General features: G+C 55.4%; 13 protein-coding genes. 7 read left to right on the forward strand and 6 right to left on the reverse strand.

The features are described from left to right. Positions 1–8 precede the first annotated feature (8 nt). On the forward strand, positions 9–764 hold the full coding sequence (locus WFL93_RS06690) for a glutamine amidotransferase (RefSeq protein ID WP_049853323.1): 756 nt from the start codon (positions 9–11) through the stop codon (positions 762–764). Continuing rightward, positions 764–1,882 (forward strand): M20 family metallopeptidase, encoded by a 1,119-nt coding sequence (locus tag WFL93_RS06695; RefSeq protein ID WP_336777607.1) that lies wholly within the window; start codon positions 764–766, stop codon positions 1,880–1,882. Before WFL93_RS06690 ends, WFL93_RS06695 begins: the two co-directional genes overlap by 1 nt. A gap of 36 nt (positions 1,883–1,918) precedes the next feature. Here the strand turns inward: WFL93_RS06695 and fhuE are convergent, their stop codons facing one another. Next, positions 1,919–4,114: a ferric-rhodotorulic acid/ferric-coprogen receptor FhuE gene (fhuE, locus tag WFL93_RS06700; protein ID WP_336777608.1), complete on the reverse strand. Its 2,196-nt coding sequence runs from the start codon at positions 4,112–4,114 to the stop codon at positions 1,919–1,921. A gap of 575 nt (positions 4,115–4,689) precedes the next feature. On the opposite strand from fhuE, the gene WFL93_RS06705 reads away from it, so the two are divergent. After that, entirely contained in the window at positions 4,690–5,091 is a 402-nt protein-coding gene (locus WFL93_RS06705; protein WP_049853320.1) for an H-NS family histone-like protein, read from the forward strand. A gap of 132 nt (positions 5,092–5,223) precedes the next feature. Here the strand turns inward: WFL93_RS06705 and WFL93_RS06710 are convergent, their stop codons facing one another. Genes WFL93_RS06710 through WFL93_RS06720 form a run of 3 tightly spaced genes read right to left on the reverse strand, consistent with a single transcriptional unit; the run spans position 5,224 to position 8,851 of the window. Continuing rightward, the gene (locus WFL93_RS06710) at positions 5,224–6,423 is read right to left on the reverse strand and encodes an aminotransferase class I/II-fold pyridoxal phosphate-dependent enzyme (RefSeq protein ID WP_336777609.1); all 1,200 of its coding nucleotides are present in this window, start codon (positions 6,421–6,423) and stop codon (positions 5,224–5,226) included. 19 nt (positions 6,424–6,442) lie between these two features. Then, complete coding sequence (locus tag WFL93_RS06715) at positions 6,443–7,747, reverse strand: LLM class flavin-dependent oxidoreductase (protein WP_336777610.1); 1,305 nt, start codon at positions 7,745–7,747, stop codon at positions 6,443–6,445. Between the two features lie 33 nt (positions 7,748–7,780). Continuing rightward, complete coding sequence (locus tag WFL93_RS06720; protein WP_336777611.1) at positions 7,781–8,851, reverse strand: iron-containing alcohol dehydrogenase family protein; 1,071 nt, start codon at positions 8,849–8,851, stop codon at positions 7,781–7,783. Between the two features lie 341 nt (positions 8,852–9,192). On the opposite strand from WFL93_RS06720, the gene WFL93_RS06725 reads away from it, so the two are divergent. From WFL93_RS06725 to WFL93_RS06735, 3 genes are read left to right on the forward strand one after another with little or no spacing between them, the layout of a single operon-like run. Then, positions 9,193–9,738, forward strand: a complete 546-nt coding sequence (locus tag WFL93_RS06725; protein WP_336777612.1) for a GNAT family N-acetyltransferase — start codon at positions 9,193–9,195, stop codon at positions 9,736–9,738. Then, on the forward strand, positions 9,735–10,886 hold the full coding sequence (locus tag WFL93_RS06730) for an amidohydrolase (RefSeq protein WP_180823942.1): 1,152 nt from the start codon (positions 9,735–9,737) through the stop codon (positions 10,884–10,886). Before WFL93_RS06725 ends, WFL93_RS06730 begins: the two co-directional genes overlap by 4 nt. Beyond that, positions 10,886–12,199 carry an MmgE/PrpD family protein gene (locus WFL93_RS06735; RefSeq protein ID WP_336777613.1) on the forward strand — a complete coding sequence of 438 codons (1,314 nt, stop codon included), beginning with the start codon at positions 10,886–10,888 and terminating at the stop codon, positions 12,197–12,199. Before WFL93_RS06730 ends, WFL93_RS06735 begins: the two co-directional genes overlap by 1 nt. Here WFL93_RS06735 and WFL93_RS06740 read toward each other — a convergent pair. Then, positions 12,196–12,420: a hypothetical protein gene (locus WFL93_RS06740; protein WP_007890034.1), complete on the reverse strand. Its 225-nt coding sequence runs from the start codon at positions 12,418–12,420 to the stop codon at positions 12,196–12,198. The two genes, WFL93_RS06735 and WFL93_RS06740, sit on opposite strands and share 4 nt — an antisense overlap. A gap of 115 nt (positions 12,421–12,535) precedes the next feature. Next, on the reverse strand, positions 12,536–12,661 hold the full coding sequence (locus WFL93_RS06745; RefSeq protein ID WP_007894066.1) for a hypothetical protein: 126 nt from the start codon (positions 12,659–12,661) through the stop codon (positions 12,536–12,538). A gap of 459 nt (positions 12,662–13,120) precedes the next feature. Between WFL93_RS06745 and WFL93_RS06750 the strand changes: the two genes are divergently transcribed. Continuing rightward, positions 13,121–16,834 carry an FAD-dependent oxidoreductase gene (locus WFL93_RS06750; RefSeq protein ID WP_336777614.1) on the forward strand — a complete coding sequence of 1,238 codons (3,714 nt, stop codon included), beginning with the start codon at positions 13,121–13,123 and terminating at the stop codon, positions 16,832–16,834. The last annotated feature ends 36 nt before the right edge of the window (positions 16,835–16,870 follow it).

The following is a 16,870-nucleotide window of genomic DNA, read 5'->3' on the forward strand; positions in this document are numbered from 1 at the left end:
AAAATATCATGCAGAAGAACGTGTTACTGGTGGGCGAATCCTGGACCAGCACCTCGAACCATATTAAAGGCTTTGACCAGTTTGCCACCGCCACCTGGCACACTGGTGCCAGCGACTTTATGGCGGCGTTAAAGGATAGCGATTACGCCGTCACGCATATGCCAGCGCATGCCGCCGCCACCGATTTCCCGCTCACGCTTGAAGGGCTGCAGCAGTGGGATGTGATTATTCTGTCGGATATTGGTGCCAATACGCTGTTGCTGCATCCCGATACCTGGCTAAAAAGCCGGCGCACCGCCAACCGCTTGACGTTGATTCATGATTACGTGGCCGCAGGCGGCAGCCTGATGATGATTGGTGGCTATTTCAGTTTTCAGGGCATCAATGGTGGCGCGCGCTTTCGTAACACGCTGGTGGAAAAAGTTCTGCCGGTGCGCTGCCTCGCCTGGGATGACCGCATTGAAACGCCGGAAGGCTCGACGCTGGAGCTGACGCAATCGCACGCGATTTTTAACCACATATCCGGCGAGTGGCCGTGGATGCTGGGCTACAACGAAGTGGAAATGCAGCCCGAAGGCACGCTTCTGGCGACAGTCGCGGGTACCACGCATCCTCTATTAGCGGTGCGTGAATATCAAAAAGGTCGCTCGCTGGTGTGGACCAGCGATATGTCGGCGCACTGGCTGCCGGAAGAGTTTACCCAATGGCCGGGCTATCGCCAGCTGTGGATTAACTGCTTTGACTGGCTCACGGAGCGCGCCTGATGCGCCCCGCTTCGCTGGAACTTGCGCAGCAATTGCTCGGCTTTGACACCATTAATCCGCCGGGCAAAGAAAGCGCATGCATGCAGTTTCTGGCCGATTGGCTCAGCGAACAGGGTTTTGAAGTTGAGCTCTCTTCGTTCGGCGCAGGTCGCAGCAATCTGATTGCGCAGTTGCGGGGTGATACGCCAGGCAAACCGCTGGCGTTTACCGGACATCTGGACACTGTGCCGCTCGGCAACCAACCCTGGCAATACGATGCTTTTGGCGCGGATGTGGTGGGCGATCGGCTGTATGGCCGAGGCTCCAGTGATATGAAAGCGGCGGTGGCGGCGTTTGCTCTCGCCTGCATCCAGCAGCAAACGGCGATTCGCGCCGGGCGCGGCGTGGCTTTGCTGATCACCGGTGGTGAAGAGACCGGCTGCGATGGCGCGCGGGCGTTAATTGATGCCGGCAGCTTGCCGGAGATGGGGGCGCTGATCGTCGGCGAACCGACAGCCAACTATCCGGTGATAGGTCATAAAGGCGCATTGTGGCTACGCTGCGAGACACGTGGAAAAACTGCGCATGGCGCGATGCCGGAGCTGGGCATTAACGCCATCTATCTCGCCGCCGATGCGCTCGGTAAGATCCGCCACTTTTCTCCCGGTGCGCCACATCCGTTAATGAAGCAACCGACGCTCAACGTTGGGCGCATTCAGGGCGGCTTGAACATTAATTCGGTGCCGGATCGCACGGCATTTGATGTTGACATTCGCAGCGCGCCTAACCTGCAGCACGCTACGATTCGCCAGCAGCTGAGCGAGTTATTGGGCGAAGCGGTGCATATCACCACCCTGGTTGATCTGCCTGCGGTACTGAGTTGCGAAGAGAATCGCTGGATTCAGTCGATCTATGGGTTGTGTCAGGCGTTTTTCGACCAGCCACTCGACGCGCGCGTGGTGCCCTACTTCACCGATGCGTCGTTGCTGCTGCCCGCGCTGGGCAATCCGCCGTGTATCATTTTAGGTCCGGGCGAACCAACAATGGCACATCAAACCGATGAGTATTGTTTGGTGAGTAAACTGGGGGAAGCCGAGCAGCTGTATGGACAGATTATTGCAGAGTGGATGAGGTTTTAAGGAAGGTCGCCATGAATGGCGACCCTACAAAAAACATCAGAAACGATAGGTCGCGGAGACGGAGAAGTTACGTGGATCGCCGTAAACGATGCCGCCGTTACTCACGTTGGTGTCGTACTCTTTGTCGAACAGGTTGTTGATATTTGCCTGCAGCGAGACGTTTTTGGTTACGTCGTAGCGTGCGAACAGATCCACCACCGTGTAGCTGCCCTGACGTGCACGCCAGGTACCGTTGCCGTCTGGTCCGCCGATATCGCCGTAGGTTTTCGACTGCCAGGTTGCACCGCCGCCCAAGGTCAGCTGATCCAGCATCGGCAAGCGATAGCTGGTGAACAGATTGAATGAGGTGCGCGGCAGATTGGAGTTGTAACGATCGCCATTCGCATCTTCCGCCACGTAGCTGGTACCACCGAAGGTCATTTGTAAGTTATCGGTGACTGCGCCGTTCACTTCGAACTCTACGCCACGGCTCACAACGCCTTTTTTACCAACATAAATCGCATTGCCGGTTTCAGGGTTAGTTTGGCCGGTTGCTTCACCCACGTTATCCAGCTCGGTACGGAACACCGAAACAGAGGTGGTCAGGCGGCTGTTAAACCAGTCTGACTTCACGCCCGCTTCGTAGTTTTTACCAATCACCGGCGCCAGGTAAGCACCTGAAGCATCCTGATAATCCTGCGGCTGGAATACCGAGGTGTAGCTGGCATACGCTGACCAGTTGTCGTAGAAGTCCCAGATCACGCCACCATAAGGCGTGATGTTGTTCTTCTCCATCTCGGCATTCAGCGTCTGACGATTCCAGTTGGTATAGCGTGCACCGAGAATCACATGTAGCGGATCGGCCAGTGAAATGCGCGTAGCCAGATAGGCAGATTTCTGGCGCACCAGCTGGGTATCTGATGCCGGTTCACGTGGATTCCAGTTGGACTCTGGATAATCGCCGTTATAGTCGTTGAAGTTACCCAACTGCTCTGAGGAGATGTTCTCCCACGAACTGAAGTACTTATTGTCCTGACGGCTGTAGTTAACGCCGATCATCAACTCATGCTGACGGCCCAACAATTCGTAAGGGCCGCTGGCGAACGCATCCACCGCATCCACTTTACGCTTGCCGGTGTTGTAACCCGTACCGCCGATCACCGGATAGCCGGCGTAAGAAGAGGATCCCGCACCGGTGGTTTTATCGAAGAAACCATCGATATACAGCTGTTTACTGTCGAGGAACATTTCGTTGTGCGTGCCGTTAAGCGTGATGTTCCAGCCGTTATCAAAGTTCTGCTGCAGGTTAACAAAGACTTTTTTGTTTTCTTTGTTGTTGTAAGCCCAATCCGGCGCGGTGTTATAACCACGGCGCAACTTGGTTTGTGAACCGTCGGTATACCAACGCGGTGAGCCGCCCCACATGGGCGAATCGGTATTCACCTGAGAGAACTCATAGCCGACGGACAACTTGGTGGCATCGGTCAGATCGGCATCGACCACGCCGTAGACGAACTTCTTGTCTGCGCCGTAACGTTCAATAAAGCTGTTTTTGTCTTCATAGCCCGCCACCAGGCGTCCACGCACGTTACCTTCTGGCGACAGCGGCGCAGAGAGATCCGCAACGTAACGCTGCTTATTCCAGCTGCCGTAGCTGGCAGAGACGCTACCGGTGAACTCTTTGCTATCAGCGTGCTTACGCACCATGTTGATTGAGGCTGAGGGATTGCCCGGTCCGGTCAGTAAACCGGTTGCGCCGCGTACCACTTCAACGCGCTCATACAGCGCCATATCGCTCTGCGCATCGCCGAGGTTCCAGCGCGAAGCGAAGGCAGTGGGAATACCATCGGTCATATAGTTGTCAATGGTAAAACCGCGCGAAAAGTAGTTGGTGCGATCCATATCGGAAGAGACGCCGTGGATGCCGGTGGTATTGGCCAGCACATCATTCAGCGACTGCAGCTGCTGGTCTTCCATGCGCTGCTTGCTAACGATCGAAACCGATTGCGGAATATCGCGCGCGGTGAGCGCCATTTTGGTACCGGCGCGTGTGACTGGCACGCTGTAGTCTTTTGCCGCCTGCTCTTGCTGGTCGGCATTGGCGCTGGCGTCAACGTTCAGCGTTTGTTCTGTGGGCGTGGTTTCAGCTGCTTGCGCGATACCTGACGCAACCAACATAGCCAGTAAAGAGAGACGCAGCGCGCGCTGTGGAGCACTGCCCGGGTTCCTGACGCTCAAATCTTCGCAAGACATACGATTCCTCGATCAACTTATCATTATTTTTTTGCGGCACCGCTGCTGACGTCTGCAAGAGGAACGACAGTAAGGAAGCCGTTAAGAAAGCAAATGAGAAATATACGCATTAAGATTTCCAATGCAAGAAATTGTTACCGGTTAACTGACACTTTTACACTTATAGAAATGCCTTATTCTTCAACGAGTAATAGTTGAGCAGCGTTATTTTCCGGAATGATTACGTTTGGATTTTTGGCAACTCTGTGAAATTGAAAGGATTCTGGTGAGCGATAAGCTTACCCGCAGCTTATCGATGCATACCTTGCAATGCAGGATCGACCTCTATGACGACCAAATCATGCCGCTAACGTAGATTAAATGCATAATAAATGAGCACTGTTAATTATCTTTATAATCGGCCAGGTCAGTAATAAGCCAAATAAATTGTGTGACCTGCTGCAAATATAAAGAAATTTCTGATCGAATGGATATTTTCCGGACGATTCTGCCCTCGCGTAATTATTTTAATTTGAAAAAAAATCTCGTAGAATGCGCGCTTTGATACTCGTTAAATAAGTTATAAGGATTTATTCATGAGCGATGCACTTAAAGCATTGAACAATCTTCGTACGCTGCGTGCTCAGGCGCGTGAAATAGAGGTGGCAGCATTAGAAGAGATGCTGGAGAAGTTCGCCGTGGTGGTCGCAGAGCGCCGTGAAGAAGCGGCTGCAGAAACTGCAGCTCAGCGCGAAAAAGAAGAAAAACTGGCGCTGTATAAAGAGATGCTGATGAAAGACGGCATCGATATTAATGACCTTGCGCAATTAAACCAGCCGGAAACCAAACCTAAAGCGAAACGCGCACCGCGTCCAGCCAAGTATAAATTCATCGATGAGCAGGGTAACGAGAAATTGTGGACCGGTCAGGGCCGCACGCCATCGCCAATTAAAGCCGCACTGGATGCAGGCGGTTCATTGGATGATTTTCTGATCTGATTTAATAAGGTGGATATCACTATCCACCTTATTTTTTTTAGCATCGCGGTGCGCTTTTACGCGTTTTTTTAACAGCAGCGCTGTTTATTTAAAGAGCGCGATAAATCGCGCCGCTACAATATCTGCACGTTGCTATTTTAGAACGGCACACGCCTGGGCAATTCTTCGCCCTGCCTCACGCACCGTATCAATATCGGTAGCAATCGACAGGCGGAAATATGGCGATAAGCCGTATGCACTTCCGGCAACGCCAGATACGCCGCTTTCCAAAAGATAATTCATCACATCCTGTTCGCTCTCAATTTTCTGACCGTCAGGACGCGTTTTGCCCAGCAAACCGGCACAGCGGCAGAAAATAAAGAAGGCTCCGTCAGGATTGAGCACTTCAATCTCCGGTACCGGCTGCAGCAACGCCATAATCGCGTCGCGACGATCCTGATAAGCCGTGCGCTGCGGCGGCAGGAAATCGAGTCCGCCATTGAATGCAGCAACCGCAGCGGCCTGGCTGATGGCGCTGGCACCCGAGCTGTTTTGCGACTGCACCACCACCATCGCGTCAATCAACGCTTTTGGCCCGGCACCGAAGCCAATGCGCCAGCCGGTCATCGCGTAGGTTTTCGACACGCCACCCACCAGTAAAATACGATCCGCCAGATCGGGCGCGACGTGCAGCAGGCTGACATGTTCACGGCCATCAAACAGAATGTGTTCGTACAGCTCATCCAACATGATCAACACATTAGGGTGATCGCGCAGCACCGCCGCCAGTGCGATCAGCTCCTCGGCGCTGTACACCATGCCGGAAGGATTGCCCGGATTGTTTAATACCAGCCAGCGCGTTTTGTCACCGATGGCCTGCGCCAGCTGCTGCGGTTGCAGCTTATACTCCTGTTCCAGCGCGCACTCCAGCAGCACGGCTTTTCCGCCGTTAAAACGCACGCTATCCGGGAAGGTCGGCCAATACGGCACCGGCACAATCACCTCATCGCCATCATTCAGCGTGGCGGCAAAAGCATTGAAAATGATCTGCTTGGCACCATTGGCGATACAAATCTGCCCCAACTCATAATCAAGCTGATTTTCACGCTTCAGCTTAGCTAACACCGCGTTACGCAGCGGCGTGGTGCCGTTGGTCGGCGTGTAGCGCGTTTCACCGGCTTCCATCGCCGCGACCGCCGCCTGACGAATATGCGGCGGGGTATCAAAATCGGGTTCACCGGTGGTGAGATCGAGAATATCGACGCCCTGCTCTTTCAACTGGCGCGTCAGTTGGCGCGCCGCCGCATTGGCAGAGAGCGACACGGACTGCACACGCTTAGATAAGGTGACCATGTAGTGCTCCTGAAGGGGATTAAACCACCACCGGCAAGCCGAGGTTTTCGCGCAGCGTGGCGAACTCATAATCGTCACGGAACAGGCCACGACGACGCAGTTCCGGAATCACCAGTTCCACAAACAGATCCAACTGCTCAGACATGATGGCTGGCATGATGTTGAAACCGTCTGCGCCACCCTCTTTCAGCCACAGCTCGAAATCATCGGCGATATCTTCGGCGGTACCGACAATCACGCGATGCCCGCGTGAACCCGCAGCCACAGCGGCCAGCTCGCGCAACGTTAGATTTTCGCGCTTCGCCATATCGGTCATCAATTTGACGCGGCTCTGGTTACCTTCACCCAGCGGCACTTCCGGCACCGGGCCATCCAGCGGATATTGGCTGAGGTCCATGCTGAAGCGCAGCGACAGCTGACGCAGACCATTTTCAATATCCACCAGCGTGTTCAGCTCTTTCCACAGCGCTTTGGCTTCTTCGCGCGTGCGTCCCACAATCGGCATCACGCCCGGCATGATAACCACGTGATCCGGATTACGGCCGGCAGCGATCACCTGATCTTTCTGCGAGCGGTAGAAGGTTTGCGCTTCTTCGAGGCTGGCGGCAGCGGTGAAAATCACTTCGGCGGTTTCAGCCGCCAGCTTCTGACCATCGGCTGACGAACCGGCTTCAATGATCACCGGACGCCCCTGCGGTGAACGGGTGATGTTAAGCGGACCCTGCACCTGGAAATGTTCGCCCTGGTGATTAATCGGCTGAATTTTTTCATCAACGAAGTAGGCGCCGGTCTCTTTGTTTGGCTGCACCGCGCCCTCTTCCCAACCAGCCCACAGCTTGTCCGCCACTTCAAGGAATTCGCGCGCCCGCGCGTAGCGCTCGGCGTGATTCGGCATATCGCTGCGACTAAAGTTACGCGCCACATCGGTAGAGAACGACGTCACCACATTCCACGCGGCGCGGCCGCGGCTGATGTGATCCAGCGAAGAGAAACTGCGCGCCATGGTGAACGGATCGCTAAAGGTGGTGGAGGCGGTTGCCGCCAGACCAATGCGTTTGGTGTTCACTGCCAGCGCCGACAGCAAGGTTAGCGGTTCGAGGCGAGCCATGGTGGACGGCAGGCGGTACATGCTGGTGGCCAGCGCATCACCGACGAAGAACAGATCGAATTTGCCCGCTTCGGCTTTTTTGGCGATGGTGATCAGCCAGTCGATATCGGTGGGATCGCCGAGCTTTTCCGTTAAGCGCCAGCCGCTAACGTGTTGTCCTACCGGTTGTACGAAAAGGCCTAAACGGATGCGGCGTGGTGGTTGTGAATTAGCCATAAATTTGTCCTGGTGAATAAAAAGTAATGCGTTTTAAAAGGTGTTCTCGGTCGCCAGCAGCGCCTGCTCCAGCGCATCTGCAGAGATGCGGAAAGGCAGACGTTCTGCGCTGGCCGCCGGGAATTTGATTTGTTCCGCGATGCTGCGGATCGTCGCCGCGCGATCGCCGGTTAACGGCGCCAGCGTTAACGGCATGTCGTAGTCGCGCAGCAGCGCCAGCAGCTCGGCATCCGGCACGCCGTCATGTTCAATCAACGATTGCACTAGCAGGCTGTAGCCCACTTTCTCGCCGTGCAGCCATGCGTGCAGTTCCGGCTGATGCGTCAGGCGATTGTGGATGGCATGGGCAAAGCCCGGCGTCGGTAACACATCGCGCACGCTGTTTGCCAGACCCGCCAGCACGATATTGGCATCGATGATCTGCACCAGCTCCGGCGTTACTTGCTGCTGTTGATTGGCGGCAACCGCCGCCGCGCCCAGTTGCAGATAGCGATCGAGCGCGCGCTTAGCGGTCATCACTTTAAGGTCCAGCGCCAGATCGTGGGGATTGTGACGCTGATAAGGGTAGAACTCGTAATATTTCGCCAGCGCATCCACGATGCCGGCTTTCAGATACCGCACATCGCTACGCGCAATCACTTCGCTATCCACCAACACCAGATCGGGCATTTTACCCAGCGGCTGGCTGCGAACGTGTCCGCCCTGCTCGTTGTAAATGATGGCGACCGGCGACCACGCTGCGCAGGTAGCGGCCACGGTAGCAAAGTTGATCACTTTGAGATCGGGTAGCTGGCTGCCCACCGCTTTCGCCGCATCCAGCACGCGTCCGCCACCGATGGCAAACAGCAGTTCTGCGCCCTGCTGCTGCACATTTTGCTTGAGTGTTTCAATCGCGGCATCGGTGCATTCACCCGGCAGATACTCTAATTCCCAGCAAATACCGTTGGCCTCAAGGCTCTGCGTTAATTCTGGATTGACCGCCTGCCAGGCGCGAGGAGAAGTAAAGATGCGAATATGTGAGGCATAAGGTTTGATAAATTCACCGGCGCGCGCACGCAATCCGGATTCATGTGCATAAGCACGCGGAGATTTGATCGCTAACACGGCGTCACCCTGATTAAGAATAAGGCTATAACGGATTAAATTAAGTTAATTCAGAGGGTTAATACAGAATAGTTATAGCGCTATGTATTTTCTGCATACTACGGTAAATAACGATTTAAGCAATGCAAAACCGGCGATTTCATTTTCACAAATTCGCATTAGCTTAGTTATTTTTCACATATAGAGCGGGTTAGCTTTGCTGGTAATCTGATAAGCCTTGTATGAAAGGGTGATGGCGAGCACATTCCGTAGCGGCGCAATTTATTGCGCAATAAATTGCGCCGCTACGGAATGTGCATGTTTTTTTTCTCCGCCAGCTGGCGGTTTTTCCGGGGATATCTATGTCACTTGAGTTTCGTCAGGTTAGAGAAGACGAGGTGGAAACCTATCAGGCATTGATGCATGCCGCCTATGCGCCGACGCTGGCGTTGGGCATCAAGTTTGATGCCGCCACGGCCGATCGCGCTAAAACCCTGCGTCATCTGCAAAGTCACGGTGTGTATGCGCTGTATGCCAATGACGTGATGGTCTCATCCGTCACCGTGCGCTATCCGTGGGGGCCGCTGCCGGGTCCGTTTGGCCTGCCGCATATCGGCTGGTTTGGTGCGCATCCCGATTATCCCGGACGCCAATATGGCCGTCAGGTGCAGGATCACCTAGAGCAGGAGATCCTGCTCGGCAAACTGCGCGCCCCTGCCGTTTCGCTCGGCACCGCCACCAGCCATCCATGGCTGATTGAGATGTATAAAAAGCGCGGTTTTCAGCTGATGCACACTACCGATCTCGGCAAAGGCCACATCACGCAATATATGAAGAAAGTACTGGATGAAGCCGCTCATGATGCGTGGTTAACGCGTCAGGCCGCTCAACAAGGAATTAAAGCATGAGCCAACTCCTCGACACCCTCGGCGAACAGCTGATCGCCTTCCGCCATGAACTGCACCGTTTTCCCGAACTCTCCAACGAGGAGTTCGAAACCACCGCACGCATTCGCCAGCAGTTAGAACAACATCACATCCGCGTGCTGGATCTGCCGCTCAAAACCGGCTTAGTCGCTGAGATCGGCCCGGAGCAGGGTCCACTGATCGTGCTGCGCTCCGATATCGATGCGCTGCCGATTGAGGAGCAGTCTGATGTTACCTTCCGCTCTGAACGTCCCGGCGTGATGCACGCCTGCGGCCACGACTTCCACAGTTCGGCGGCGCTGGGCGCGGCGATTTTACTCAAACAGCAGGAGAGCACGCTGCCGGGCCGCGTACGTATTCTGTTCCAGGCCGCCGAAGAGACCGGCCAGGGCGCACCCGATGTGATTGCGACCGGCGCGCTGGATGATGCGGTGGCGATTTTTGGTATTCACAACGATCCGTCGCTGCCGCCGGGCGTGATTGGCTGCAAAGCCGGTCCGTTAACCGCCGCGGTCGATCGCTTTGATATCAGCATCACCGGCATCGGCAGCCATGCAGCCAAACCGCATCAGGGCAACGATCCGATTGTTATCGCCGCGCAAATTGTCTCCGCTGCGCAGACGCTGATCAGCCGCAATGCGCCATCTGGCGATAACGCGGTGGTGTCGATTACCCAGATTCACAGCGGCAGCACCTGGAACGTGATTCCCGACAGCGCCTGGCTGGAAGGCACGGTGCGCTCCTTCTCGCAACAGACGCGCGAGCGCCTTGAGCAGCGCTTCCGCGAAATTGTGCAAGGCATCGGTGCCGCATTTGCCGCCGAAGTGAAATTTAACTGGCATGCGGGGCCGCCATCGGTAGTGAATGATGCACACTGGGCGGATTTCGCCCTGCAGCAGGCCAGTGCCAGCGGCTTTGAGGCGCGCGTAGTGGAAGCCAGCCCAATCGGCGAAGACTTCGCGTTTTATCAGCAGCAACTGCCAGGCGCATTTATGATGATTGGCACCGGTGAACCCTACGCGCTGCACCATCCGGCATTCCGCATTAACGATGAGGTGCTGCTGCCCACCGCGCGCTATCTCAGCGATTTGGCGCTGGCGGCATTGCGCAGCCTGGAGCACACTCGCTGATGAACCTCACTGCCGCGCTGGCTGAGCGCATTGTTCACAGCCAACCGGACGCCGCTGCTCGCGAGGCGGCGCGTGAAGGCGTGCGTGATTTTCTTGCCGTCAGCTGGCCGGTGCTGCAAGGCCAGGTGCCGGACAGCGGTTTACCGGCGTTACGCAACGTGTATGGCGACGGCAGCGCCCGCTCAACAGCCCTGCTGCTGGGTTATGCCAGCCACGCGCTGGATTACGATGATTTTCATGCCGATTTTCGCGGGCATCCCAGCGTGGTAATTCTGCCCGCGCTGTTCGCCTGGCAGCAGCATCAGCCGACTGAATTGGACGACTTTCTGGATGCTTATGTGATTGGCGTAGAGGTGGCGGGTCGTTTGGGGCTCGCCGTCAGCCAGCAGCACTATGCGCTCGGCAATCACAATACCGCGACGCTCGGCACAGTTGCCGCTGCCGCCGCGCTGGCGCGATTAATCGGGACAGATACTTCTGCGACGGCAACGCTGATTGGCATCGCCACCACCCAGGCCAGCGGTTTACGCGCGCAATTTGGTTCGGCGGTAAAACCGCTGCACGCCGGTTTTGCCGCTGAACGTGCGGTGACCGCCGCGCAGCTGACGCTGGCGGGTTTTGACGGCAAGCAGGATGGTGTGATTGAAGCCTTTATCTCCGCCACCAGCAATGGCCAGGCACAGCCGGAAAAGCTGATTGATAACTGGGCTGAGCCGTGGCGTATGGTTTCGCCGGGCCTGGAGTTCAAACCCTTCCCCACCTGCGCCGGTACGCACAGCGCAGCCGAAGCGACGCGAATGTTGCGTCAGCAGTGGCTGGCAAACGGTCATTCACTGCAAGCGTTGCTGGACAACATCGCTGACATTAGCGTGGCGTTTCCGCCGGGTGGCGATATTGCGGCATCGGTGCGCGTGCCAGCCAACGGCATTGAAGCGCGTTTCAGCCTGGAGTATGTGATTGCCGCGATGTTGATGTACGACGACTTGCGGTTGCAGGATTTTGCTGAGGGCGAGCTTAACCACGCCGTCATGCCGCTGGCGGCTAAAGTACGCCGCACGCCGGATGAAAATGCGCCACCGGATGCGATTAATCCGGCACTGCGCTTTCACCTGGTCACCCTCACCTTGCGCGATGGCTCACAGCTGCAGCAGCGCCGCACAAGACAGCAATCGCTAGCCGATGCGGTAGATGTCACGGGTAAACTGCGGGCAGCACTGCAGCAGGAGATGCCACAACGCCAGCAGCAGTTGCTGCACAGCAGCGCGCTGCGCAACACCGCTGATCTGGCGGCGTTAAGCCAGTTGCTACTTTAGAGCGTCTCTACCGGTTCCAGCGCGTCCTGAATGGCATCGGCCAGATTGGCAATCTCATTGGCAACCGCCTGCAAATCCCATGATGCCTTCGATCCGCTGGCGGAGGTGGAGGCGCTAACCGACTCTTTTGCCACGGCTAACGCCGCTGCCACCGCGACGGTGCGCTTGTGTTGTTCTACAGTGACGCCAATCGGTGGCTGTGTGAAATAGTCGTTGACCATCGTATCTCTCCCTTGGATGTTAAAAATAAGAATGAATTCCTGGAGAGCTATTATGGGGGAAATGTCACAGAGTGCTATCTAAATAGTGAGCCGCCAGCGGCGGCTCTAGCGATTTTCAGATTTTAGGTTGCTGATCTTCGGGAAATTCAGTGTCGCGAGGTAAATCATCATCTTCGTCAGGTAAAGGTTCATCATCGCCTGGCAGGGGAATTACATCATCATCATCTGGACGCTCTGACATAGGTACCTCCATTAACCCGAATTGGGTTATTTAAGTGTAGTAATGCCGTTAAATAGCCCAATGGCATTCTCTTCAATATGTGAGTTAAGCGTAAGAAATATTTAAGGTGCATTTATTTAAAACTCATCTACCGCTTCACTTATAGTAAATCTAATTAGCGCTGTGCTTATTTTCTTTTATGCTCAATAATTTGCGTTAAGCTAAACCGTGGTTATAATTTAAAATAAGTTTCATAATTTAATCCCCGAACGTTTTACCAACAGACGAATGATTCAAACAATTACCGCACTATCCGTAGCGGCGCGATTCATCGCGCAATAAATTGCGCCGCTACAAAATGTGCGCTGGTTAAAATTGGCATTTATATCTTACTGATAAGCATTGATTCACATCACGCTGTTAATAATTAACTCATTATTATTTATCTCTATTTCCTGAATATTATTCCGGGGGAACAGCATGCCGCCATTTTCTAGCTTTTGGCAGGCCGGTTACGAGGGTGCGGACCATATCAATCCCTTCGGCGAAAAACTTTCCATGAATGCAGTGAATGATCATTTAACTCAATACCATAACGATTACGCCGCGCTGCAGCAGTTCGGTATTACATCCGTTCGAGAAAGTATTGGCTGGCGACTGGCAGAAATGGCGCCAGAGGAGACTTTTGCCAACCTGAAAAAACGCATGAATTCGGCGCGCTCGTTTGGATTACAAATTAACTGGAGCTTTTGTCATTACGGCTGGCCTGACGATCTCACCTTATTCGCGCCTGAATTCGTGCCACGCTTTGCCGACTTTTGCCAGCGCATGGCGCTGTTTCTCGCAGAATATTATGAAGACGCACCGATTTATTCGCCGATGAATGAGATCTCATTTATGGCGTGGGGAATTTCGGTTGGACTGTTTGGCAATAATGCGCACAGCGATCCCGATGAGATTAAACGCCAGCTCATTCGCGCCACGCTGGCCGGATGTGCCGCCATTGAGAGCGTCGATCCCCGTGCGCGCTTCCTGCACTGTGACCCGATCATTCACGTGGTACCTGATGAAGACAGCGATGCGTGCCGCCAGCGCAGCGCAGAGATTATCGCCTCGCAGTACCAGGCATGGGACATGATCGCCGGTTTGCGCGAACCCGAGTTGGGCGGCAAGCCGCGTTATCTCGATTTGGTCGGTGCCAATTACTACCACGGTAATCAGTGGTTGACCTGGTCCGGCTGCCGGCTGGAGTGGCATTTAGGGGATGCACGCCGCGTGCCGCTGCACCGGATGCTTGCGGCGTTATCGCAGCGCTATCAGCGGCCGCTATTGCTGGCCGAAACCAGCCATGTCGGTAGCGGACGCGCCGCCTGGCTGTCTCAGGTTACCGCCGATGTCGTACAGGCACAGCTGAGTGGCTGCGATATCCGCGGCATCTGTCTCTATCCCATTATCGATCGTCCCCTTTGGGAAGATCTCGAACACTGGCCACGCAGCGGCTTGTGGGATGTCGATCCCCACAAAAAACGGGTGCTCAACCCGGTTTATGCCGCGTCATTGCAGCAATCACAACAAATAGTAGCCCGCTTTCAGGGTCATATCACCGCGGCCAGCTGGCCAGAGGAATGCGTCATGAAACAATCGGTATTAGTGGTTTTTAGTCATCTGCGTTGGGGATTCGTGTTTCAGCGTCCGCAGCATCTGTTGTCGCGCCTCGCTCAGTTTCACCGCATTGTGTTTATCGAAGAGCCGATTTACCAGCCTGGCGAAGCGGCGCTACGACAATATCAACCGGCGCCCAACGTCACGGTGATTGAACCGCATACCGATGTCGCCGCGCCGGGCTTTCATGATAGCCAAATCGCCGTGCTGCAACCGCTGCTGGCCGAGCTGCTCGGCGCAGATGAAACGCCGCTGGTATGGTTTTACACCCCGATGGCGCTACCACTGCTGGCCTGTTTTAACCCCAGCGCGATTATCTATGACTGCATGGATGAGCTCTCGGCCTTTAACCAGGCACCGCGCCAGTTGCAGCAGCGTGAATCGGCCCTGCTGAGCCGCGCCGATGTGGTGTTTACCGGCGGCACCAGCCTGTATGAAGCCAAAAAGCATCGCCATGCCCACGTCTATTGCTATCCAAGCAGTGTGGATGCGGCGCATTTCGAACAGGCGCTGGATCGCACCAACAGCCATCCGCTGCAGGAGAACATGCCGAAACCGCGCCTGGGTTATTACGGCGTCATTGATGAGCGTCTGGATTTGCCACTGCTCGCCGCGCTGGCGGATGCCCATCCCGACTGGCAAATTGTGATGGTCGGCCCGGTGGTGAAAATAGACCTCGCCAGCCTGCCGCAGCGCAGCAACCTGCACTGGTTCGGCCAGCAACCCTACGCGGCCTTGCCGCACTTCCTTGCCGGCTGGGATGTCTGTCTGATGCCGTTTGCGCTGAATTCCTCCACCCGCTTTATTAGTCCCACCAAAGTGCTGGAGTATATGGCGGCGCAGTTGCCGATCGTCAGCACCGCGATTGCTGATGTGGTGCGCCATTATGCCGAAGTTGTCAGCATCGCCGATTCACCGCAAACCTTTATTGCCGCTTGCGAAACGGCGCTAACCATGCCGATTGAAACGCGCTATCAGTTAGCGAAAATCATGGCAGCACGGGTGGCGGAAACATCATGGGATCGCACCGTTGAGGAGATGCAGACGCATATCGTCGCGCTAAACAAACGTGACCTTTCCCAGCCCGAGGTTATCGCTGCACGTCCACAGCCGCTGGCGCAAAACCCGATTGAGTGTCTCATTCTCGGAGCCGGGCCAACCGGGTTGAGTGCGGGTTATCACTATGGCGCAGGCGCGGTGGTGCTAGAGAAAAATAGCTCGGTGGGCGGATGGTGCCGTTCTATCAAAGATCAGGGTTTCACCTTCGATCATGCCGGCCACATCATGTTCTCCAACGATCCCTACGTGCTGGGCTTATACGACACCTTGCTCGGCGACAATCAGCACTGGCAAGAGCGTGAAGCCTGGGTTTACAGCCATGATGTTTACACGCGCTATCCTTTCCAGTCGGCGCTACACGGTTTGCCCGCCGAAGTGATCGGTGAATGTGTGCTGGGGGCAATCGAAGCGCGTTACGGCGCGCATCCGGCGGCGCTGCAAGCGGTGACCTCTGAGACACGTCGTGACTGCTGCGCCGATGGTGCGATACCGGATGGTGAGAGTTTTGCGGCGCAAACAGAGAGCGAAGATTTTGAGAGCTTTATCTTCCGTACCTGGGGCAAAGGCATCGCTCACCATTTCGCCCTGCCCTATAACCAAAAGCTGTGGAAAACGCCGCTGGCAAATATGGAAACCTCCTGGCTCGGCGGGCGCGTACCGCTGCCGGATCTCGAGCAAATTATTAGCGGCGCACTGGCCCCGCTGGAGAAGCCGGTCGGCCCCAACGCGCGTTTTGGCTATCCGCTGCGCGGTGGATTTCAGGCATTAATGGAGGGGTTCCTGCCGCACCTGAGCTGTACGCTGGAACGGGAGGCAGCGGTTACTGAGATCCAACCGCTGCAACGCCGTGTGCGCTTGCAGGATGGACGACAATTCCATTATGACCAGATGATCAGCACCTTGCCGCTGCCAGAACTGGTACGACTGATGGGCAATTTCGCCCCGGAAGCGGTGCAGAAGGCCGCAAAACAGTTGCGACATATCTCGGTGCGCTGCGTCAATCTAGGCATAGGGCGCGCGGCAATCAGCGATAAACACTGGATTTACTATCCCGGCGACACCTTATTTCACCGCATCTTTTTGCAAGGTAACGCCAGCCCGCAGTGTAATGCGCCGGGCGGTTTTGGCCTGACCTGTGAAATGACCTATCGCGACGATCAGCCGCTGCCTTGCGAAGGTGACGCCTTGATTGAGCGCTGCATTAAGGATTGCATTCGGGTCGGCATCATCAATGCCGATGATAAAATTATCACCGCCAGTGAAGTCGATATGCCGTACGCCTATGTTGTCTATGACCACCAGCGCAGCGCCAATGTCGCGTTGATACGAAGCTGGCTGGCGACGCAAAGTATTCAACTGTCAGGACGCTACAGCGAGTGGGAGTATTACAACTCCGATCACGCCTTTCTTGCCGGCAAACGCGCGGCGGAAACGGTGAAAGATTTAACGCAGAATCGTAAAACCACGGCGTAGTTGAAGGTGCGCATAAATGCGCACCCTACGAAAATG

This window comes from Pantoea sp. USHLN256, assembly GCF_037149875.1.
Lineage (GTDB): Bacteria > Pseudomonadota > Gammaproteobacteria > Enterobacterales > Enterobacteriaceae > Pantoea > Pantoea nemavictus.